At 28.4% G+C, this 18,833-nt stretch carries 16 protein-coding genes; 9 read left to right on the top strand and 7 right to left on the bottom strand.

Features of this window, described 5'->3' with window-relative positions; genetic code table 11:
• Positions 1-130 precede the first annotated feature (130 nt).
• A complete protein-coding gene (locus tag ACFDSN_RS05600) occupies positions 131-3,316 on the bottom strand; it encodes an AsmA-like C-terminal region-containing protein (protein WP_375238854.1) in 3,186 nt (1,061 codons plus the stop codon).
• A gap of 118 nt (positions 3,317-3,434) precedes the next feature.
• On the bottom strand, positions 3,435-4,097 hold the full coding sequence (gene nth / locus ACFDSN_RS05595; protein ID WP_375238853.1) for an endonuclease III domain-containing protein: 663 nt from the start codon (positions 4,095-4,097) through the stop codon (positions 3,435-3,437).
• Positions 4,098-4,141: 44 nt separating this feature from the next.
• Between nth and bcp the strand changes: the two genes are divergently transcribed.
• Positions 4,142-4,600 carry a thioredoxin-dependent thiol peroxidase gene (gene bcp / locus ACFDSN_RS05590; RefSeq protein WP_375238852.1) on the top strand — a complete coding sequence of 153 codons (459 nt, stop codon included), beginning with the start codon at positions 4,142-4,144 and terminating at the stop codon, positions 4,598-4,600.
• A 75-nt stretch (positions 4,601-4,675) separates the two neighbouring features.
• Here the strand turns inward: bcp and ACFDSN_RS05585 are convergent, their stop codons facing one another.
• A complete protein-coding gene (locus tag ACFDSN_RS05585; protein ID WP_375238851.1) occupies positions 4,676-6,130 on the bottom strand; it encodes a TonB-dependent receptor in 1,455 nt (484 codons plus the stop codon).
• An 89-nt stretch (positions 6,131-6,219) separates the two neighbouring features.
• On the opposite strand from ACFDSN_RS05585, the gene ACFDSN_RS05580 reads away from it, so the two are divergent.
• Positions 6,220-6,984, top strand: coding sequence for an MBL fold metallo-hydrolase (locus tag ACFDSN_RS05580; protein WP_375238855.1), 765 nt, complete (start codon positions 6,220-6,222; stop codon positions 6,982-6,984).
• Positions 6,985-6,995: 11 nt separating this feature from the next.
• Positions 6,996-7,499 carry a hydrolase gene (locus ACFDSN_RS05575; RefSeq protein ID WP_375238850.1) on the top strand — a complete coding sequence of 168 codons (504 nt, stop codon included), beginning with the start codon at positions 6,996-6,998 and terminating at the stop codon, positions 7,497-7,499.
• A gap of 100 nt (positions 7,500-7,599) precedes the next feature.
• On the opposite strand, the gene ACFDSN_RS05570 is transcribed toward ACFDSN_RS05575, so the two are convergent.
• The 4 genes from ACFDSN_RS05570 to ACFDSN_RS05555 are packed head-to-tail and all read right to left on the bottom strand — an operon-like array spanning position 7,600 to position 11,752.
• Positions 7,600-8,247 carry an alpha/beta hydrolase gene (locus ACFDSN_RS05570; protein ID WP_375238849.1) on the bottom strand — a complete coding sequence of 216 codons (648 nt, stop codon included), beginning with the start codon at positions 8,245-8,247 and terminating at the stop codon, positions 7,600-7,602.
• Between the two features lie 3 nt (positions 8,248-8,250).
• Positions 8,251-8,583 carry a hypothetical protein gene (locus ACFDSN_RS05565; protein WP_375238848.1) on the bottom strand — a complete coding sequence of 111 codons (333 nt, stop codon included), beginning with the start codon at positions 8,581-8,583 and terminating at the stop codon, positions 8,251-8,253.
• Positions 8,583-9,833 carry a dihydroorotase family protein gene (locus ACFDSN_RS05560; RefSeq protein ID WP_375238847.1) on the bottom strand — a complete coding sequence of 417 codons (1,251 nt, stop codon included), beginning with the start codon at positions 9,831-9,833 and terminating at the stop codon, positions 8,583-8,585. The genes ACFDSN_RS05565 and ACFDSN_RS05560 overlap by 1 nt, the downstream gene beginning before the upstream one ends.
• Positions 9,830-11,752 (bottom strand): BatA domain-containing protein, encoded by a 1,923-nt coding sequence (locus ACFDSN_RS05555; protein WP_375238846.1) that lies wholly within the window; start codon positions 11,750-11,752, stop codon positions 9,830-9,832. The genes ACFDSN_RS05560 and ACFDSN_RS05555 overlap by 4 nt, the downstream gene beginning before the upstream one ends.
• Positions 11,753-11,892: 140 nt before the next feature.
• Between ACFDSN_RS05555 and ACFDSN_RS05550 the strand changes: the two genes are divergently transcribed.
• The 6 genes from ACFDSN_RS05550 (at position 11,893) to ACFDSN_RS05525 (ending at position 18,794) form a co-directional block, all read left to right on the top strand.
• Positions 11,893-13,797 (top strand): peptidase M61, encoded by a 1,905-nt coding sequence (locus ACFDSN_RS05550; RefSeq protein ID WP_375238845.1) that lies wholly within the window; start codon positions 11,893-11,895, stop codon positions 13,795-13,797.
• Positions 13,798-13,874: 77 nt separating this feature from the next.
• Positions 13,875-14,882, top strand: coding sequence for a glycosyltransferase (locus ACFDSN_RS05545; protein WP_375238844.1), 1,008 nt, complete (start codon positions 13,875-13,877; stop codon positions 14,880-14,882).
• Positions 14,882-15,841, top strand: a complete 960-nt coding sequence (locus tag ACFDSN_RS05540; RefSeq protein ID WP_375238843.1) for a CdaR family protein — start codon at positions 14,882-14,884, stop codon at positions 15,839-15,841. Before ACFDSN_RS05545 ends, ACFDSN_RS05540 begins: the two co-directional genes overlap by 1 nt.
• Entirely contained in the window at positions 15,838-16,434 is a 597-nt protein-coding gene (coaE, locus tag ACFDSN_RS05535) for a dephospho-CoA kinase (protein WP_375238842.1), read from the top strand. The genes ACFDSN_RS05540 and coaE overlap by 4 nt, the downstream gene beginning before the upstream one ends.
• A 72-nt stretch (positions 16,435-16,506) precedes the next feature.
• On the top strand, positions 16,507-18,078 hold the full coding sequence (locus ACFDSN_RS05530; RefSeq protein WP_375238841.1) for a sensor histidine kinase: 1,572 nt from the start codon (positions 16,507-16,509) through the stop codon (positions 18,076-18,078).
• Between the two features lie 11 nt (positions 18,079-18,089).
• Complete coding sequence (locus ACFDSN_RS05525; RefSeq protein ID WP_375238840.1) at positions 18,090-18,794, top strand: response regulator transcription factor; 705 nt, start codon at positions 18,090-18,092, stop codon at positions 18,792-18,794.
• The last annotated feature ends 39 nt before the right edge of the window (positions 18,795-18,833 follow it).

Raw genomic sequence — 18,833 nt, 5'->3', positions numbered from 1 at the left:
TTTAAAAAAACTTGTTCTACTAGTAGTTTTGGTAATTACATTATTTTTTGCCAACTAAATTTAACTGTTTTTAGGTAATATATGTTTGGTCTCTTTTTCGGTTTGATTTACGTTCTGCTTATACATTAGTCTATTTCTTACCTAAAGATATTTTATAGTCATTTATATTTCCTTTAATTATTAGATTAAGATATTTTACTTTTTTGTTAAGATCTACTTCTATAATTTTATCTTCTTGTTCTTTATTGGTAATAGTATCTTTCTTTTTTCCAAATAATTTTTGCCAAGAGGCTTTTCTTATTGTTTTCCAAGGAATACGTACGTAATAATCTATATTTTGATTATTATCATGTGTACCAGACAACTCTATATGTCCTAAAGTAGATTCAATTGTCATGGAAGGAATATTTATTTTGCCTTTATTTATGTTTATGCTATTTTGTAAGGTATCAAACTTTATGTTTTTTAGATTTTTTTCTCCCATATAGTCTGAAAGCGCTAACATTGGATCGTAATTTTTTAACTTACCATTTAATACTTTTACATCCATTTCTATGGTAGATTGATCTAAATCCGGTACCATATCTGGGTAAACTCTAATTTTGCCTTTAATTCTAGAACTTAGTTGTCCTTGTAGGTTTTCTGAAACAAGATGGTCTTGACCAAAGTTTTCGAATTTGAATAACAATTTACTCAAGTCAACATTATTCATAACCAAATCTGGTTGCATATAGATATGTTTAGGATCGCTACCATTAAAATATCCGTTTAATCGAATGTTTCCTCCAGCTGCATTCATATGTAATGTATCTATGTAAACATAATGGTTAGGAGTTGTTCTTATGTTAGCTTTAATTTTTTGAAGGTCTATTCTATGATAAATAAAGTGACCAATATCAACTTTAAATTGCATATCTGTAAATGGTAACTCGTATAAATTAAAAGCATTTGCATGTTCTTCTACATCTTTAGTTTTTGAGGTAGCGACTTTAGTTTGTTTTGACGAACTTAAATTAAAGTTGGAAAGCGCATCAAAATCAATATAATTTGCCTTTAACTCGAGATAATTATCTCTTTTCTTTATTTCCGTATTATTTCCCAAATAATAGTTTAAATCAAAATTAAAATTAGTTGTTCCTATTTCACCATGAAAGTTTTTTACAACGATATGTTTATCTTCGTAATGGATATTTCCTTTAAAATCATGAAAACGAAATGGATGCAATTTCATTTTTGTGTCTAACTTATCTATAGTTAAATCTATGGAATGTAGAGTACTATCTTTATAGTGCATACTAGAGTTGAAGTGTAGGCCTAAATTACCAAACTCCTCATGTCTATATTCTTTTGGAACATAGTTTTCTCCTTTGTACGAAAAAATATCTTCCAACCTTAATTTGTTAGATGTTAGATTTATATCTAAATCTATATCTCCTTTTAGGCTGGGTTGCATCCAAAAAGCATAATCATGTATTTTACCATCAAAATGAAAATCACTATCATCTATATAGCCTGTAAAGTCTACTAGTTGTAAATCTTTGTTCTCTATTAAAATATCTGCATGAAAATCATGTAATTTATGTGGGTAATGTTTTAAATCTGCATTTAAACTATCGATAAAAAAATCTCCTTTTGGTAAATAGGTATATGTGGTTAAGTCTTTTGCCGAAGTTTTAAAAGAAAGTCCTAAACTTAGATTTTCAATTTGTTCATCCAAGCCATTTTGGATACTATCTTTTTTTGAAAAATGAGTTAATTCAGTAACATCTATAGTATTAGATGTAATATCTAAATGAGCTTCGACTGGGATATTAGTATGATGTATAATTGCAGGTAAATCTGAAATAAAGCCAGTTGCTGATAAATCTGAATTCCCCATTAACATATTAAACTGGTCTAAAGAAGCTTTTTTACCATTCATTACTAAATGTGCATTTAAATTTTGCAAAGGAACTGGAAGTTCTTTAGCATTTAAATTAACGTCTTTTACAATTAATTCTGTATAGTATGCTTGATTGAGTTTTTCTAATGCTTTTTCAGGCTTGTCAATATCAATAATATCATGAAAGTTCATTTTTAGCGAAACATCACCAGAGATATCTTCTACTTGTTCTAATTCAAGAAAATCTGCAATAAAATTGAGATTAAAATTAGAATCTATCTGCATATCTACTTCTGGAGATTCAAAATTTTTCACAAAAACAGATCCTTTAAATTCTCCCTTTTCTAAAGAAGCAGTCATATCTGTTAAAGAGAATTCCATAGTAGTTATGTCTCTTTTTTCTCCATTGGTAAAATGTCCTTTAAAGCCCATTTTATCAATTTTTTTCTCATTAGATGTATTTTCTAAAAAGGCTTTTCCAGCACCAAAATGTGCATTAATAAATGGTCTATTACCTTTATTAGAAGTTCCTTTAATAGTAGCCTTAAAATAAATTTCACCAGCATTTTTGTATTTCTCCAATATGGGTATTACATCTGTTGGAGCAAATGCTATAAGCATATCAAAATTGGGCTTTGTTCCATTTACAGAAAGATCAAGGTTTACATCGTTTTTTGTGTCTATGGATCCTTCTAGCTCAAAATCGCCATTTTCCATTACAATACCGGAAGGTTGTATGTTAAGAATGCCTGTGTTTTTATTAAATGTTAGGTCTGTATGAACTTCAAAATGTTTTTTGTTTATAAAGGTTGTATCTCTATTTTTTATAATATTTAATTCAAATTTGGTATCGATATGTCCAGCTATAATGCTGTTTTTTAAGCTAAAACCACCTTTTCCTGTGTAAATGAATTTTTCGACATCTGTTTTAGTAGCTTCGTCTATAGTATGAATATCTAGGTTTTTAAATTCGATTTTTTTGAGATGAATATTTGAGGATGATGTTTCAGTTTCAGTATTACTTGTTAAGGAGTTTTCAATATTTGTTGTGTTATTTTCATGAATAACAATATTGAAAACACCTTCTTCTATTAATAAAGCTTGAATATCATAATTTCCTTTTAGAATATCCGATAGATTAAAACCAACAGAAATATCTTTTACATCCATTATTACTGATGCGTTGCGTTCTTTTGTTTCAAAAATTTGGACATCATATATTTTTAAAGAGATATATGGGAAGTTTTCAAAAAGTGACAACTTACTTTTACCAATACGAATAAGACCTTTGTGTTCTTTGTTTAGTTTAACAATTTCTTCTTTGATAATTTCAGATTGGTTACTTTGAATGTATAATATTAGACTTCCTATTAATAAAATAGGAATAAAAATTAGTATTAATAATACGTGTTTCCAGAGTTTTCTAATTTTCAAAGTAAATGTGTTTAACATTAAAAGTAGCAATTTAGTATGTAAAATTGTATTTTAAAAAATGATTTTCTTTTGGTAGCTCTAAATACAGGGATGTGTTTATTCTTCTTTTCGATTTTAATTATAAGGTTTTATGTTGTTTTTTATAATCTTTTAAAACACTTACTCTACCAATTGTTTTTGTAATTATATCTCTGTCTAAATCCCAACCTCTTGCAGGTGAATATTCTCTGCCATACCAAATAATTTGTAAATGTAAATCGTTCCAAGTGTGTTCTGGAAATAATCGCTTGGCATCTTTTTCGGTCTGTTGTACGTTTTTTCCATTGGTTAAATTCCATCTGTACATTAACCTATGAATATGTGTGTCTACAGGAAAAGCTGGGACACCAAAAGCCTGGCTCATTACTACACTTGCTGTTTTGTGACCAACAGCAGGAAAACGTTCTAAGGCTTCAAAATTTTGCGGAACAACTCCATTATGTTCTTCAATTAACATTTTAGATAAACCGTAAATACCTTTACTTTTCATAGGACTTAAGCCACAAGGTCTAATAATAGCTTTAATTTCATCTACAGAAAGTTTTACCATATCATAAGGATTATCAGCTTTAGCAAAGAGTAGTGGTGTTATTTGATTTACTCTAACATCTGTACATTGTGCAGATAACAAAACAGCAACAAGTAATGTGTATGGGTCTTTATGATCTAAAGGAATTGGTATTTCGGGATATAAATCATTTAACGTATTTATAACAAAATCTACCTTTTCTTGCTTAGTCATAAGTTGTATTTTTGAGAGATAATGATTAATACAAAATTACAATTATGAATACATTAAAACAAGGCGATAAAGTTCCAAATTTTTCAGTAAACGATCAAGATGGTAATAAAATACAATTATCTGATTATGAAGGGAAAAAGTTAATAGTATTCTTTTACCCAAAAGCTAGCACTCCAGGTTGTACTGCAGAAGCTTGTAATTTAACTGATAATTACGAAACGTTACAAAAACAAGGTTACGAGATTTTAGGTGTAAGTGCAGATTCAGAAAAACGTCAAACTAATTTTAGAAATAAATATAAGTTTCCATTTCCACTTTTAGCAGATGAAGACAAAGAAGTTATTAATGTTTTTGGTGTTTGGGGTTTAAAAAAGTTTATGGGTAGAGAATACGATGGTATTCATAGAAAAACATTTTTAGTAAACGAGAATGGGATTGTATCTCACGTTATTGATAAAGTGAAAACTAAAGATCACGCAGCTCAAATTTTAGAATTATCTTAATTTTACAAAATAGTTGAACTAAAAAGAGCTCAAAATGAATTTCATTTTGAGCTCTTTTTTTATTTAAACGACTAATTAGTCAAAAGAAGAAGCATCTTCAGTTTCGCAACCAAATAAGCTTTTTTCCATAATTAATTTAGAAACACCTTCTGGAAGCATATCTTGCCAACCATTTTCTCCAGCACTAATCATTTTTAAAACTTTTCTAGAAAATACAACTAAATTTTTTTCATCGTAATCTTCTATATCTGTAACCTTTCCGTTGTATTTAAAGAATTTGTATAGTTCTTTCATACGTGGATGTACTTTTAAGTTATCGCTTGTTGTTAGTGTCCCATCATCATTTTTCATAGGATATAAGTACACACGTAAATCTTTAAAGAATAACTTACCAAAAGCTTCTAAAATCCCACCACTTAAATGAGAATAGTATTTCTGATCAAAAATATCTACTAAATTATTTACGCCCATAGCTAATCCCATTCTAGCTTTGGTATATTGAGAGAAATATTCAACTAATTTGTAATATTCTTGGAAATTAGAAATCAATACTGTGTGACCTAAAGAACATAATAATCTTGCACGATCCATAAAATCCTGCTCATCTATTTCTCCTTGCGCTCTTAGATTAGAAAGTGTAATTTCAAAAATAACTTGGGTTTTTTCTTCATCCACTTTATTTTCTTTAATAAACATATCGTACGATTTTTTGTACATATCTATGTTTACTTTTGTTACAGGTCTAAAACTACCACGTAATGCTAAAATGTTTCTTTTATAAAGTACACGTGCAGGTAAAACATTATTACCATCTGGAGCAAACATTACAGCATCTGTCATTCCGTTTTTGACTAGTTGTAAACTCATTAAACGGTTATCTACATCTTCAAAAACAGGACCAGAAAAATTAATTGTGTCTATTTCTAATTGGTCTTTGTCTAAATGATCGTAAAGGTATTTAAGTAGTTTTTTAGGCTGATTGTACTTGTAAAAAGCACCATATATAAGATTCGTTCCAAGAACTCCTAATGTTTCTTGTTGTAGACGCGCATCACTTTCTTTAAAACGAATATGTAATGTAATCTCGTTATATTCTTGTGTTGGGTCTATTTGATATTTAATTCCAACCCATCCGTGTCCTTTATATTTTTTAGCAAAATCTATTGTAGCTACTGTATTAGCATAGCTAAAAAAGAATTTATTAGGATGTTCATCTCTACTTAAACGTTCTTCAATTAAATCAATTTCATGAGATAACATTTTACGTAGCCTAGCTTCGGTAACATAACGCTTGTCAGCTTCAATACCATAAATAGCATCACTAAAAGCTTTATCGTAAGCAGACATTGCTTTTGCAATAGTACCAGAAGCTCCACCAGCTCTAAAAAACTGACGAACTGTTTCTTGTCCAGCACCAATTTCGGCAAACGTACCATAAATATTATCATTTAGGTTTATACGTAATGCTTTGTCTTTAATCGACGGTATACTTTCTATTTCCTTGTCGCCTTTTAGTGTGATTTCTTCCATTTAAACTAGATTCGGTTCTATTACAAATGTATCATTTTCATTAATCAAACAAAAAAAATATCCTATTTTTGTTTTTGTTAAATATGAGTTTGAAAATCACATTTTTAGGAACAGGTACTTCTCAAGGAATTCCAATTATTGGAAGCACTCATCCTGTATGTTTAAGTTCAAATTCAAAAGACAAACGTTTACGTGTTTCTATCTTATTAGAATGGGAGAATTATACATATGTTATAGATTGTGGTCCAGATTTTAGACAACAAATGTTACGTGCTAATGTAAACAGTTTAGATGGTGTTCTCTTTACACACGAACATGCAGATCATACTGCAGGACTAGATGACATTAGACCATTTTGTTTTAAGCAAGGAGCTTTACCTTTTTATGCACATAAACGCGTTTTAGGTGAGTTGCGTACGCGTTTTGATTATATTTTTACTACAGAAAATAAATATCCCGGTTCTCCAGTAGTAGATACTTTCGAGATTGAGAATAAGGAATTTATTTTAGGAGATAAACCTATTATTCCTATAAATGGATTACATAACAAACTACAAGTTTTCGGTTTTAGAATAGATAATTTTGCGTATTTAACAGATATGAAAACTATTAAATCTGAAGAATTGAAGAAACTAAAAAACCTAGATGTTTTAGTTATAAATGCTTTAAGGGAAACTTTTAGCCCATCACACTTTACCTTAGACGAAGCTTTAGCAATTATTGACGATTTAAAACCTAATAAAGCCTACTTAACGCATATAAGTCATAAGTTAGGATTTCATGCTGATGTACAACAAAGACTTCCAGAAAACGTTTATTTAGCATATGATATGCTTAAAATTAATATTTATTAAAACCCATATTTATGAAAAATAGAATTTTTATGTATTTGTTTATTTTCACCCTTTTACTAGTGGTGTTTCAATTTATGAATTCTAAAAAAATAATAGAAGATTACGATAAGAATTTACTAAGAGCAGAAGCAGATGTTGAAGTTTATAAAGATTCTATAGCTAATTTAACAATGCAATTAGATGATTTTTCAGCGTTTAATTTAAGTAAAAGCCAAGATGCTTTAAATTATTTTGACCGAGATGGTGTAGATGGTATTAGATTAGAGCCAATTGTAAAAGATGCTTTGTATTCTATGAATGAATATGACGGAACAGATCATCCATTAATTCCGTATGCTGGTACTGGAGGAAAAAAACTAGTTTTTAACAGTATAAGGTTATTAAATCATAAATGGATTATTGCCGATTTTTCTGATGGAACAGTTTGGGGAGAAATGTTAATTTCTTATAGTTTAGACAAGAATGATGATTTAAGGTTTAAAGCTTTAGATCAATTATTATATCCTTTAGATTAATAGATTTAAGAATCTAACTTAAAGAAAAGCACCTATTAAACTAGGTGCTTTTTTGTTTCTAGATTGTTTTTTAAACAAAAGTGTTTTATCTAAAAAAGTTTTAAATCAATTTTTCTAACCAACTTTTAAATTCATAAAAGTTTTGTGGCGCTACGCCATGACCTACTGGAAATTCGTTGTATTTAAAATTAATATCTAATGCTTCTAAAAAAGGTGATGTGTTTCTTGCCCAATCTACTGGTATTACTTGATCTACACTTCCGTGAGAGCTGTAGATATTTAAATGTTTGTAAGCTTCTTTTTGTTGTATTGTAAATAAATCTTGATTAATGTAACCGCTTAATCCTATTATGTTTTTAAGTTTTTCTGGGTATGTAAAAGCAACAGAAAAACTTAAGATACAGCCTTGACTAAACCCTAATAAGTTTATATTATTTTTATTTACAGGATATACTTCTGGAATTTGGTCTATAAATTCAGCAATTATGTCTCTAGACTTTATCGCTTCATCATTGTCGCTCCATTTACCTTTGTCTGCATCAAAATTTATAGCATACCAGGCGTTTCCATAAGGTTGCATTGGGTAAGGTGCTTTTGCAGAAATTATAAATAGCTCTTCGGGTAATTCTTGTGCAAAAGAAAATAAATCGTTTTCATCACTTCCATAACCGTGAAGTAAAATTAAAACAGGAGCATTTTCTTTTAAACTTGAAGGTCTAACGATATGTTCTAAAACTAAATTGCTCATTTGTTATTTTATAATATTTGCAAATATTTTTTGGAAAAACGGTCCAATTACTGGAATTAATATCATTTTTCCTGTTGCAGCTGTTGCAACTCCAAAAATTAATAATAAGCCAAAACAAATCATAAAAGGAAGAGTTATTAACCAATTATCATATAAACCTTGTACGTATCCAAAAATTAAATAACTTAAACATAATCCTAATCCTTGTCTATTGTGAAATGTTGTAAACGGATTTTTTACATCGCTATTCATTATAATTGCAATTATAGAACCTATTAAGGTTAAGTAGCCAACTACAGCATAAGTTTTTCCTTGGTCAATTGTATCTTGATTCATTATAAAACGTGTTTATTATTAGCAACTATTCCGTAAACGTTTCCTCTTAAATCGTGATTTAAGAAAATACTATTTTTTGATTTTGAAAAAATATTATTTTTAGCAAAAGTGTATTTTGTTTCAGGATTAAAAAGAGACAAATCGACGGTTTGTCCTTCTTCTATGCAATGTGTATTTGCATTAAAAATTGCTTTTCCTTTAGTTAAGAGTTCAACACTTTTTTCAGTTGTAAATAAAGTGTTTAATGCTCCAAAAGCAGTTTCTAAACCAATAGTTCCATATGCTGCATTTTCAAATTCTATGTTTTTGTCTTCAATTGTAACTGGGTTATGGTCTGATGTTACCATATCTATAGTACCATCCTTTAAACCTTCAATTAAAGCATCAATATCTGTCTGAATTCTTAAAGGAGGATTTACTTTGTATTGTGTGTTGAAATCTGAAAGCATTTCATCTGTGAAAAACAAATTATGAATTGCTGCGCTACATGTAATATTTAAACCTTTCTTTTTAGCTTCTCGAATCAATTCTACACTTTCTTTTGTTGAAATTGTAGGAATGTGTAATTGTCCCTCAGTATATTCTAGTAAAAACAAATCTCGTGCTACTTGCATGCTTTCTGCTAAGTTTGGAGAGCCTTTTAGTCCAGTTTTTGTACTAGTCAATTCCTCATTCATTACTCCTTTTCCAGAAATCTGTTGTTCTAATGGAAAAGAGCAAACTACAGCCTTAAACTGTTTAGTATACTGTAATGCTATCTTTAAAAGGTTAGGATTCTTTACAGGGATTTTGTAGTCGCTAAATGCAACAGCTCCAGCTTGGAGCATATCGAATAACTCGGCTAAATCCAAACTGTCGCTATTGGTAGTTAAAGCTCCAACTGGTAATAAACTAACTGCGTGATTAGCAGATCTACCTTTTATGGCAAAAATATCTGAATTGTTATTTAAAACAGGTTTTGTATTAGCTTGCATGCAAACACTTGTAAAGCCCGATTTTGCTGCGGTATTTAATCCGTTTTGTATTGTTTCTCTATCTTCAAAACCAGGTTCTCCAAAACAAACGCTACTATCAAACCAACCTTGAGAGACGTGTAAGTTCTCTAGTTCTATTTCCTTGTAGTTATTAATGTTTTCTATGTTTTTTGCTATTTTGGAAATAATTCCATTTTCAATTAAAATATCTTTAGTTGCATTATGGTGCGAACTGTTTGTATCTATAATTCTAGCAGACTTTAAGATTAAATTCATTTTAGAAATTTTATTAATAGCATTTCAATACATAAAAAGAATAATGCAAAAATAACAAACCATTTCCATAGCTCGTGGATTTTTATGTCACTTTTTAAAGTAGAGAAAACAGAATTTATAGTTTTGTTTACATTACTAAAAGCATCTAGGTTATAGTAATTAAGTTTACTTTCTTTTGAACTGTAATTATAGCTTACGGTTTTTAGAATAGCTTCTTTATTAGTTATATTGTAATTTCCAGAATCTTCAGGTAGTGCTTCTGTTTTAATAATAACTTTGTTTTTTTGTTGCTGTTGTAGCGGAATAAAATTAGCAGAATTATTTTTTAGACTTAAAACAACATCTTTGTTTAGTTTAGATGTTACTGTAATAGTTTCTGTGTTTCCAACCTTATAATAAAGTTGTTGAGGTTGTAAACTTTGTAGTGCCATATTATAAAATGTGGGAACTACGAGGTTTTGAAGCGTGAAATTTGAATTGTTTTTGTTTAAAGCCGAACTAAAGACGTAAACATTATTTTTAGAAACTAAAAATGAACTTTGATCTTCAAAACTTAATAGGTTAGATGTGTTTTTAAAATTTGAAGTTAGAAAGCTACTTACGTTTGGGTATTGAAAATTTTTGACTTGTTTTTCAAATACATTATTAGCGAATATAGGATGCGAATAATTAATTGTGGTTACACTTTTTTTGTTTGAATTTAATGTGTTAAAACTTCCAATTTTAAATTGTTTTAATGCTAGGTTGTATGTGTCTATATTTGCTTCTCGATTTGGAATAATACTAATTGAACCACCATTTTTTTGAAACTGGTTTAAACTAGAAATTAAGGATTGTGGAATTGTTTTTAGTTCATTTAGTACAATGAAATTCTGATTTTCTATTATACTATAATCTAAATTATTAATAGATTTAGTTGTGAAAATAAATTCATCATCTGTAAAAATCCGATTTAAAAAAGAAGCGTTACCTGAATCGCTAATTTCTAATACAGAAATAAAATCTTGTTTATTTATGCTGAAATAAAAATCATTATCAAACGTTAATCCTTCATCTTCAATTTTAAAAACACCTTCAAATGTTTGGCTTGTTGGAATTGTAAAATATAAGGTGTCATTTTCTAAATTTTCAGTTGAAGATTTAGTAACCAAAACATTTTTATTATATAATGAAATTGGAATTGTAGTATTTTTTGAAGCTTCACCTTTTAGTTTAATTGCTAATTCTAGTGTGTTTGTATTTCTTTTGGAAATGTAAAGTGAGTTAACAAAAATATTATTTTTTGATTCTGCTTCTAGTTTTACTAACTGTAAATTATAGTCTTTTTGATTATCGTTAAATAAAGTGCTGCTTTGCTGAAAATCACTAATAAATATAATATTTTTATTAGTGTCTTTAGAATTACTAAATAAAGATTCAGACTTTAATAATGCCGATTTATAATTTAATTGATTAGCTGAGTATTTGGTTTGTAATAACTCTTTCTTAATAGCATTTAAGTTTGTGTTTTTGTAGGTGTTGTTATTTGTTACTAAACTAAAAACACTATTTTCTGGAACTTCTTGTATTAAACTTTGAATAGCTCGTTTCAATAATTCACCTTCTTTTCCTTTTGCTTGTAAGCTAAAAGAATTGTCTAAATAAATAACTGTTTCTTGAGTTGTATTAACACTATTGTTTTTAGAATAATATGGTTGGGTAAATGCAAAGATTAAAAAGGACAAAAACAATAACCTTGAGCATAGAATTAACCATTTTTTTATTTGCGAACTCTTACGTGTTTTTAATTTTAAATTTTTTAAGAAAGCTACGTTTGTAAAACTTTCTTTTTTAAATTTTCTAAGTTGAAATAAATGAATTAAAATAGGGATAAGCAGCAAAAATAAAGCATAAAGTAATTCTGGATGTTTAAGCTGCATGAATAAAAAGTTTATCAAAGATACTAATACCATTATAAACTCATAAACATAAAATTAACATTTTAACAAAAAGTTTACAGATTAAAGTGTAACAAATTCTACTTTTGGCTACTAATACAAAAAATCATAAAAATTAAACGATGAAAAAATTAGTCTTTTCGGCTGTTGCAACAAGCTTTTTATTAGTAGGTTGTAACGGTTCTAAAACTGCTGTTAGTAACGATTTAGCAGTGTCAATTCCTATTGTTACAAGTATAGATCTTACTAAAGTAGCAAACGATAAAGCTCCTGTAATAATAAATCCAGGACGTTTTACAGCTGAAATGGTAACGTACAGATTGCCTAGAGTTGTTCAAGGAACATATTCTGTAAGTGATTTTGGTAAATATGTAGACGATTTTAAGGCGTTTGATTATAGTGGTAATGAATTAGCTACAACTAAAGCAGATATAAACACATGGACTATTGCAAGTGCTAAAAGCTTAGATTATATTACTTATAATGTAAACGACACGTTTGATATGGAATCTGCTAATGGTGGAGGCGGAATTGGTAATGAAGTACCATTCTCTCCAGCAGGAACAAATATTGAGCCTACAAACTATGTTATGAATTTACATGGTTTTATTGGTTATTTCGATAGTTTAAAAAATGCACAATATAAGTTAGATGTAGTTTCTCCTGCAGATTTTGTACATACTTCGGCATTACAAGAAACTGGTTCTACAACTTTAGAAAACGGTTCTGTAAAAGCGACTTATTTTGCACCACGTTATTTTGATATTACAGATAATCCAATGTTTTATGGAAAATTAGATGTTGAAGAATTTCTAGTTGGTGATATTAAAATTGTATTGAGTGTATATTCTCCAAATGGTGTACACAAAGCTTCTAAAATTAAAGAAGTAATGCAAAAAATGATGCTAGCTCAGAAAAAATATTTAGGAGATGTTAATACAACACCAAGATATGATATCTATTTATATTTAGCAGGACAAGGTGAAGGTGCACCACAAGGTTTTGGAGCTTTAGAACACCATACATCTACAGTAGTTGTTTTACCAGAGATGATGCCAGATGCAGCATTAGCTAGTAGTATGACAGATGTAGTTTCTCATGAGTTTTTTCATATAGTAACACCTTTAAGTGTACATTCTGAAGATGTTCATTATTTCGATTATAACAAACCAACATTTTCTAAGCACTTATGGATGTACGAAGGTGTAACTGAGTATTTTGCTACACATTTTCAAGTATATGAAGGTTTAGTAGAACAAGATGAGTTTTATAATAAAGTAATGGGTAAAATAAAATCTGCTTCAGGAATGAATGACAGTATGAGTTTTACTGAAATGAGTGAGAATATTTTAGAGGAACCTTACGCAGGACAATACCTTAACGTTTATAGTAAAGGAGCTTTAATAGGAATGTGTATAGATATTTTAATGAGAGAAGAAAGTAATAATGGTAACAGAAGTATGTTATCTTTAATGAAAGAACTATCTATTAAATATGGAAAAAGTAAACCATTTAACGATGATACTTTAATTGCTGAAATTACAGCAATGACTTATCCTAGTGTTGGAGAGTTTTTAACAAAGAATGTAGTTGGAGGAACTCCAATAGATTATAATACATTTTTTAATAAAGTAGGTTTAGTTTTATCTGAGTCTAAAATTAAAACAAATTATATTCAAAATGATGGTGCTTTAATTTTTGCTGCAGATCAAGCAAAAGGCAATTTCTATTTTAATGGTTTAGTTGCTAAAAATAGTTTTTGGCATGAGGCTGGAGCAAAAGAAAATGACGTTGTTAAATCTATTAACGGGACTAAATTGTCAATGCAAAACGCACAACAAGTTTTAGGTGGTGCATTTATGTGGCAACCAGGTACAGAAGTAGATGTAGTTTTGTTACGTGGAGAAGAAGAAGTTAGAATTAAAACAGCTTTAACACAATCTTATACAACTGGACAATCTTTATCAGTTAATCCAGATGCTACTACAGAACAAAATAATATTCGTAAAGCTTGGTTAAATAAATAATATTTAACTAATTATATTTTATTTAAAAGCCACCAATTTTGGTGGCTTTTTTTATAGGATTAACTTACATTTGTAAGATGCAATTACAGTTTTCATTTATTATTCCTGTCTACAACAGGCCAGAAGAAATTCAAGAGCTTCTGGAAAGTTTTATGGCTTTAACAGGAGATAAAGACTTTGAAATTGTAATAGTAGAAGATGGTTCTACAAAACCCTCTCAAGAAATAGCAAAATCGTTTCTGTCAAATTTAAATATTAGCTATTACCAAAAGTCTAATTCTGGTCCTGGAGATTCTAGAAATTACGGTATGCGTAAAGCAAAAGGTGATTACTTTATAATATTAGATAGCGATTGTATACTGCCAAATCAATATTTACAAGAGGTTAAAAAAGGTTTAGAAATTGAGTATGTAGATTGTTTTGGCGGACCAGATGCTGCTCATAGCTCGTTTTCAAAATTACAAAAAGCTATTAATTTTAGTATGACTAGTTTTTTTACAACTGGTGGGATTAGAGGTCGTGCTAAAAGTTTAACTCGTTTTGAGCCTAGAAGCTTTAATATGGGGCTTTCTAAAATTGCTTTTTTAAAAACTAATGGTTTTGGACAAATTCATCCAGGTGAAGACCCAGATTTATCTATAAGGTTAACTAACTTAGGATTTAAAACAAAATTATTGCCTAATGCTTTTGTATATCATAAAAGACGACTTTCTTGGTCTAAATTTTATACACAAGTATATAAATTTGGTAGTGTGAGACCAATTTTAAACTCATGGCATCCATCAACTAAAAAAATAACATACTGGCTTCCAACTTGTTTTTTGTTTTTTGTGATTTTTAGTTTGGTATTATCAGGTTTTCAGTTTTATTTACCTATTGTTTTACTAGGACTTTATTATGCTCTAGTCTTTGTTTTATCATTATTAAAAACAAAACATTTAGTTATTGCAATACAAGCTTTAATAGCTGTTAATATTCAGTTTTTGGGTTATGGATATGGTTTTGTAAAGTCAACTTTAAAATTAATGGTTAGTAATAAACCGGCTGCTGAATTATTTCCAAAATTATTTTTTAAACCGTTATAATGAAACAATTATTAATTCGTTTAAAATTACTTATTAAAAGTAGGCGCTTGAATGTGTTTGTGCTATTTTTAAGTATGGCGTTTTTTATTCTAATTATTACAAAGTTGTCTCAAAATTATACAAATACATTACGCTTTGAAATTGAAACTGTTAATGTTCCTGCAGAAATAGTTTTGATAAATAGGAATAGTACTTTAGATATTTCATTTAAAGCAGATGGTTTTAAATGGTTATCATACGTATTTAATTCACCAAAAATAAAAATTGATTTTAAAAAAGATAGCCTGATTAGGACAACAGATTATTTATTTAGAATAAATGATAATAAAAAGAAATTAAATTCTTATTTGCCAAAAACGGCTGAGTCAATTTTATATAATACAGAAGGGTTAGTATTTGAATTTGATTTAAATTACACAAAAATGACACCTGTAAAATTAGTAAAAAACATTGAGTTTAGTAATGGTTTTGATATTGTAGATTCTATAAAAATATCACCACAGAAAGTTAAGTTAATTGGGCCAAAATCTATATTAGATACTGTAGAGTTTGTTAGTACAAAAAGAGTTGAGTTAAAAAAAGTTAATTCTTCTAAAAATATAACTATTGATTTAGATTTTAAAGCATACAACTCAAGCATAAAATCTAATGTTTCAAAAGTAGATTTGTCTTTTGAAGTGGATAAGTTTACAGAAGGTTCTTTTCTAGTTCCGTTAGAATTAATTAATAAACCAAAAACAACTAAGGTTACTTACTTCCCAAAAAATGCAACTGTTGTATATTATACAACATTAAATCATTTTAATTCTGTAAGAGAATCAGACTTTAAAGTAATTATTGATTATAATACTATTAATAGCACTTCTAATTACTTGGTGCCAAGATTAGATTTTAATAATTCTAATGTGAAAACGGCAAGAGTAAATTTAAAGAAAGTTGATTATATTATAACAGAATGACACCATTAAAAGTAGGATTGACAGGCGGAATTGGTAGTGGTAAAACTACAGTAGCAAATCTTTTTTCAGAATTTGGTATTCCTATTTATATAGCAGATTTAGAAGCTAAAAAACTAATGGTGACTTCTAAGGTGTTAATAAGGCAATTAAAACAATTATTAGGAGAAGAGGTATATGTTAAAGGTGAATTGAATAGGCAATTTGTAGCATCAAAAATTTTCAAAGATGAGGTTCTATTAAAAAAAATAAATGCTATTGTGCACCCAAAAGTAGCAAGGCATTTTAAGCGCTGGTTTGTAAAACAAAAAGCTCCTTATGTAATATCTGAATCAGCTTTAATTTTTGAAAATAACACACAAGACAATTACGATATTGTTATCTCTGTTATTGCGAATAAAGATATTAGAATAGCAAGGGTTGTTTCAAGAGATACCTCAAATAGGGAAAAGGTTGAAGCTATAATGTCTCATCAAACAACAGATGAAATTAAAAAAGAAAAATCAGATTTTGTTATTATAAACGATGAAATAAGTAAAACAAAAGAAATCGTTAAAAAAATCCACAATTCATTACTTAAAGTGTCAGAAAAATAATTTTTTTAACATAATTGTTAACTTTTGGTTAAACTCTTAACGCAGCAAATGTTAAAATGTTAAATTTGACTAATGAATAGAATTAAGTTTATAGTACTTGTAGTATTAATGAGTCTTTCTCTAACGGGAATTATATGTCTTCAGGCTTATTATATTAACAATTCTATTACAACTTTCGAAAATCAATTTAAAGCCAATGTAAAGAAGTCTTTAAGTTATGTGGTTTTGTCAATAGAAAAAGACGATAAATTAAGCCATAATATAAAAATAAAAGATTTAATTGCTAATGGAGGAAAAATAGATACTACAGCAATTATTAATTTTTACATAAAGGAAGAGGATAGAAGTAATAATAAAACACTACTATATAGAAACGGAATTTTAGAAGAAAACTTTAAATTATCGTCTGCCTTGTTTGATGTTGGTTTGGATAGTATTAATGTTAAAAGAATAATAAATCAACGCGAAACAAAAATATTTGAAGATAATAATTTAGATGGTTCTGGAAAACTATCAGGACTATTGTCGGAAATGAGTACAATTTCAGAACATGAACAGATATTATGGGATGCTTTTTATTCAGATTATGCTTATAGAATACCAATTCAAAAAAGAACTTCTGTAAAGAAAATAGATGAATTGCTTAAGTTTAAATTATCAGAAGACGAAATAAATTTAGATTACGAATTTGCAATTTTTAGTAATAATTTATCAACTAAGATAAGAACTGAAGATTTTGATATAGAGCAAGCTGCACCTTTTAGTTTGCCCATATTTAGTAATAGAAATCAAAAAAATAATTACAGACTTTTAGTTAATTTTCCAAAACGAAGTAATTATGCTTTTTCAAGTGTTTATACTAATTTAATTTTATCAATTCTATTTACAGGAATTATCATTATAGCATTCTCAAGCGCTTTATTACAGTTAATAAAACAACGTCAGATTTCGGAAATTAAAACCGATTTTATAAATAATATGACGCATGAATTTAAAACACCTATAGCAACTATAAACTTAGCACTAGACGCTATAAGAAACCCTAAAATAATAGATAACAAAGAGAAGGTGTTACGTTATTTAGGAATGATAAGAGAAGAAAATAAACGAATGCATGCACAAGTAGAACATGTTTTACGTATTTCAAAGTTAGAAAAAAACGAATTAAATATCAGTAAAGAAAAATTTGATTTACATGATTTGGTTGAAGATGCTGTGTCTCATGTAGAGTTAATAATAGAGGATAAAAATGGAGAAATTAAGAAAGATTTAAAATCCCCAAAAACAACAGTTTTAGCTAACGAAACTCATTTTACTAATGTTATTGTTAATATTTTAGACAATGCAATTAAGTATACGCCAGAAAATAAGCCTTTAAGGATTGATATTTCTACAGAGTTAGTTGGAGATTTTGTATTACTTCATATTAAAGATTTTGGAGCTGGAATGAGTAAGGTGGTTCAGAAAAGAGTTTTTGAGAAGTTCTATAGAGAACATACAGGTAATGTACATAATGTTAAAGGTCACGGATTAGGATTGGCTTATGTAAAACAAGTTGTAGATGATCATCAAGGTCATATAAAAGTAGAAAGTGAAAAAGGTGTTGGAAGCACGTTTACAATTAAGCTTCCTTTAATATCATAAAAAAAAAGACTATGGAAAAGCAATTAAAAAGAATATTACTAGTAGAAGATGATCCAAATTTTGGGATTGTTTTAAAAGATTATTTAATGATGAATGATTACGATGTTACTCATGCTAAAAATGGTATGGAAGGTTTCGAAAAATTCAAAAAAAATGATTTTGATTTGTGTATTTTAGATGTAATGATGCCTTATAAAGATGGATTTACATTAGCTAAAGAAATTAGAGAGAAAAATAAAGAAGTACCAATTATTTTCCTTACTGCTAAAGCAATGAAAGAAGATGTCTTGAAAGGTTATAAGGTTGGTGCAGACGATTATTTAAATAAACCATTTGATAGCGAAGTTTTATTAATGAAAATTAATGCTATTATACAACGTAAAACTAAGGATACGGTAGCTGATAGTGCTGAGTTTATGTTTACTATTGGAGGCTTTGAATTGAATTCTAAATTAAGGTTTTTAAGTTATGAAGGTGAAGAGCCAGAAAAATTGTCTCCTAAAGAAAATCAATTATTACGTTTGTTGGCTTTACACGTAAACGATTTAATGCCTCGTGAGCTAGCTTTAACAAAAATATGGAGAGATGATAATTATTTTACATCTAGAAGTATGGATGTTTATATTGCAAAACTGCGTAAGTATCTTAAAAAAGATGAGAAAGTAGAGATTTTAAATATACACGGAGAAGGATTTAGGTTAGTTATTAATAACTAATTTAATTACTATTCATTTTAGTATTTATAAAAAAAGAGT

The sequence above is a fragment of the Aurantibacter sp. genome (genome assembly GCF_042094015.1).
Classification (GTDB): Bacteria; Bacteroidota; Bacteroidia; order Flavobacteriales; family Flavobacteriaceae; genus Aurantibacter.
Note: the sequence above shows the minus strand (reverse complement) of the source record. Positions and strands in the feature narration are given on the sequence as shown.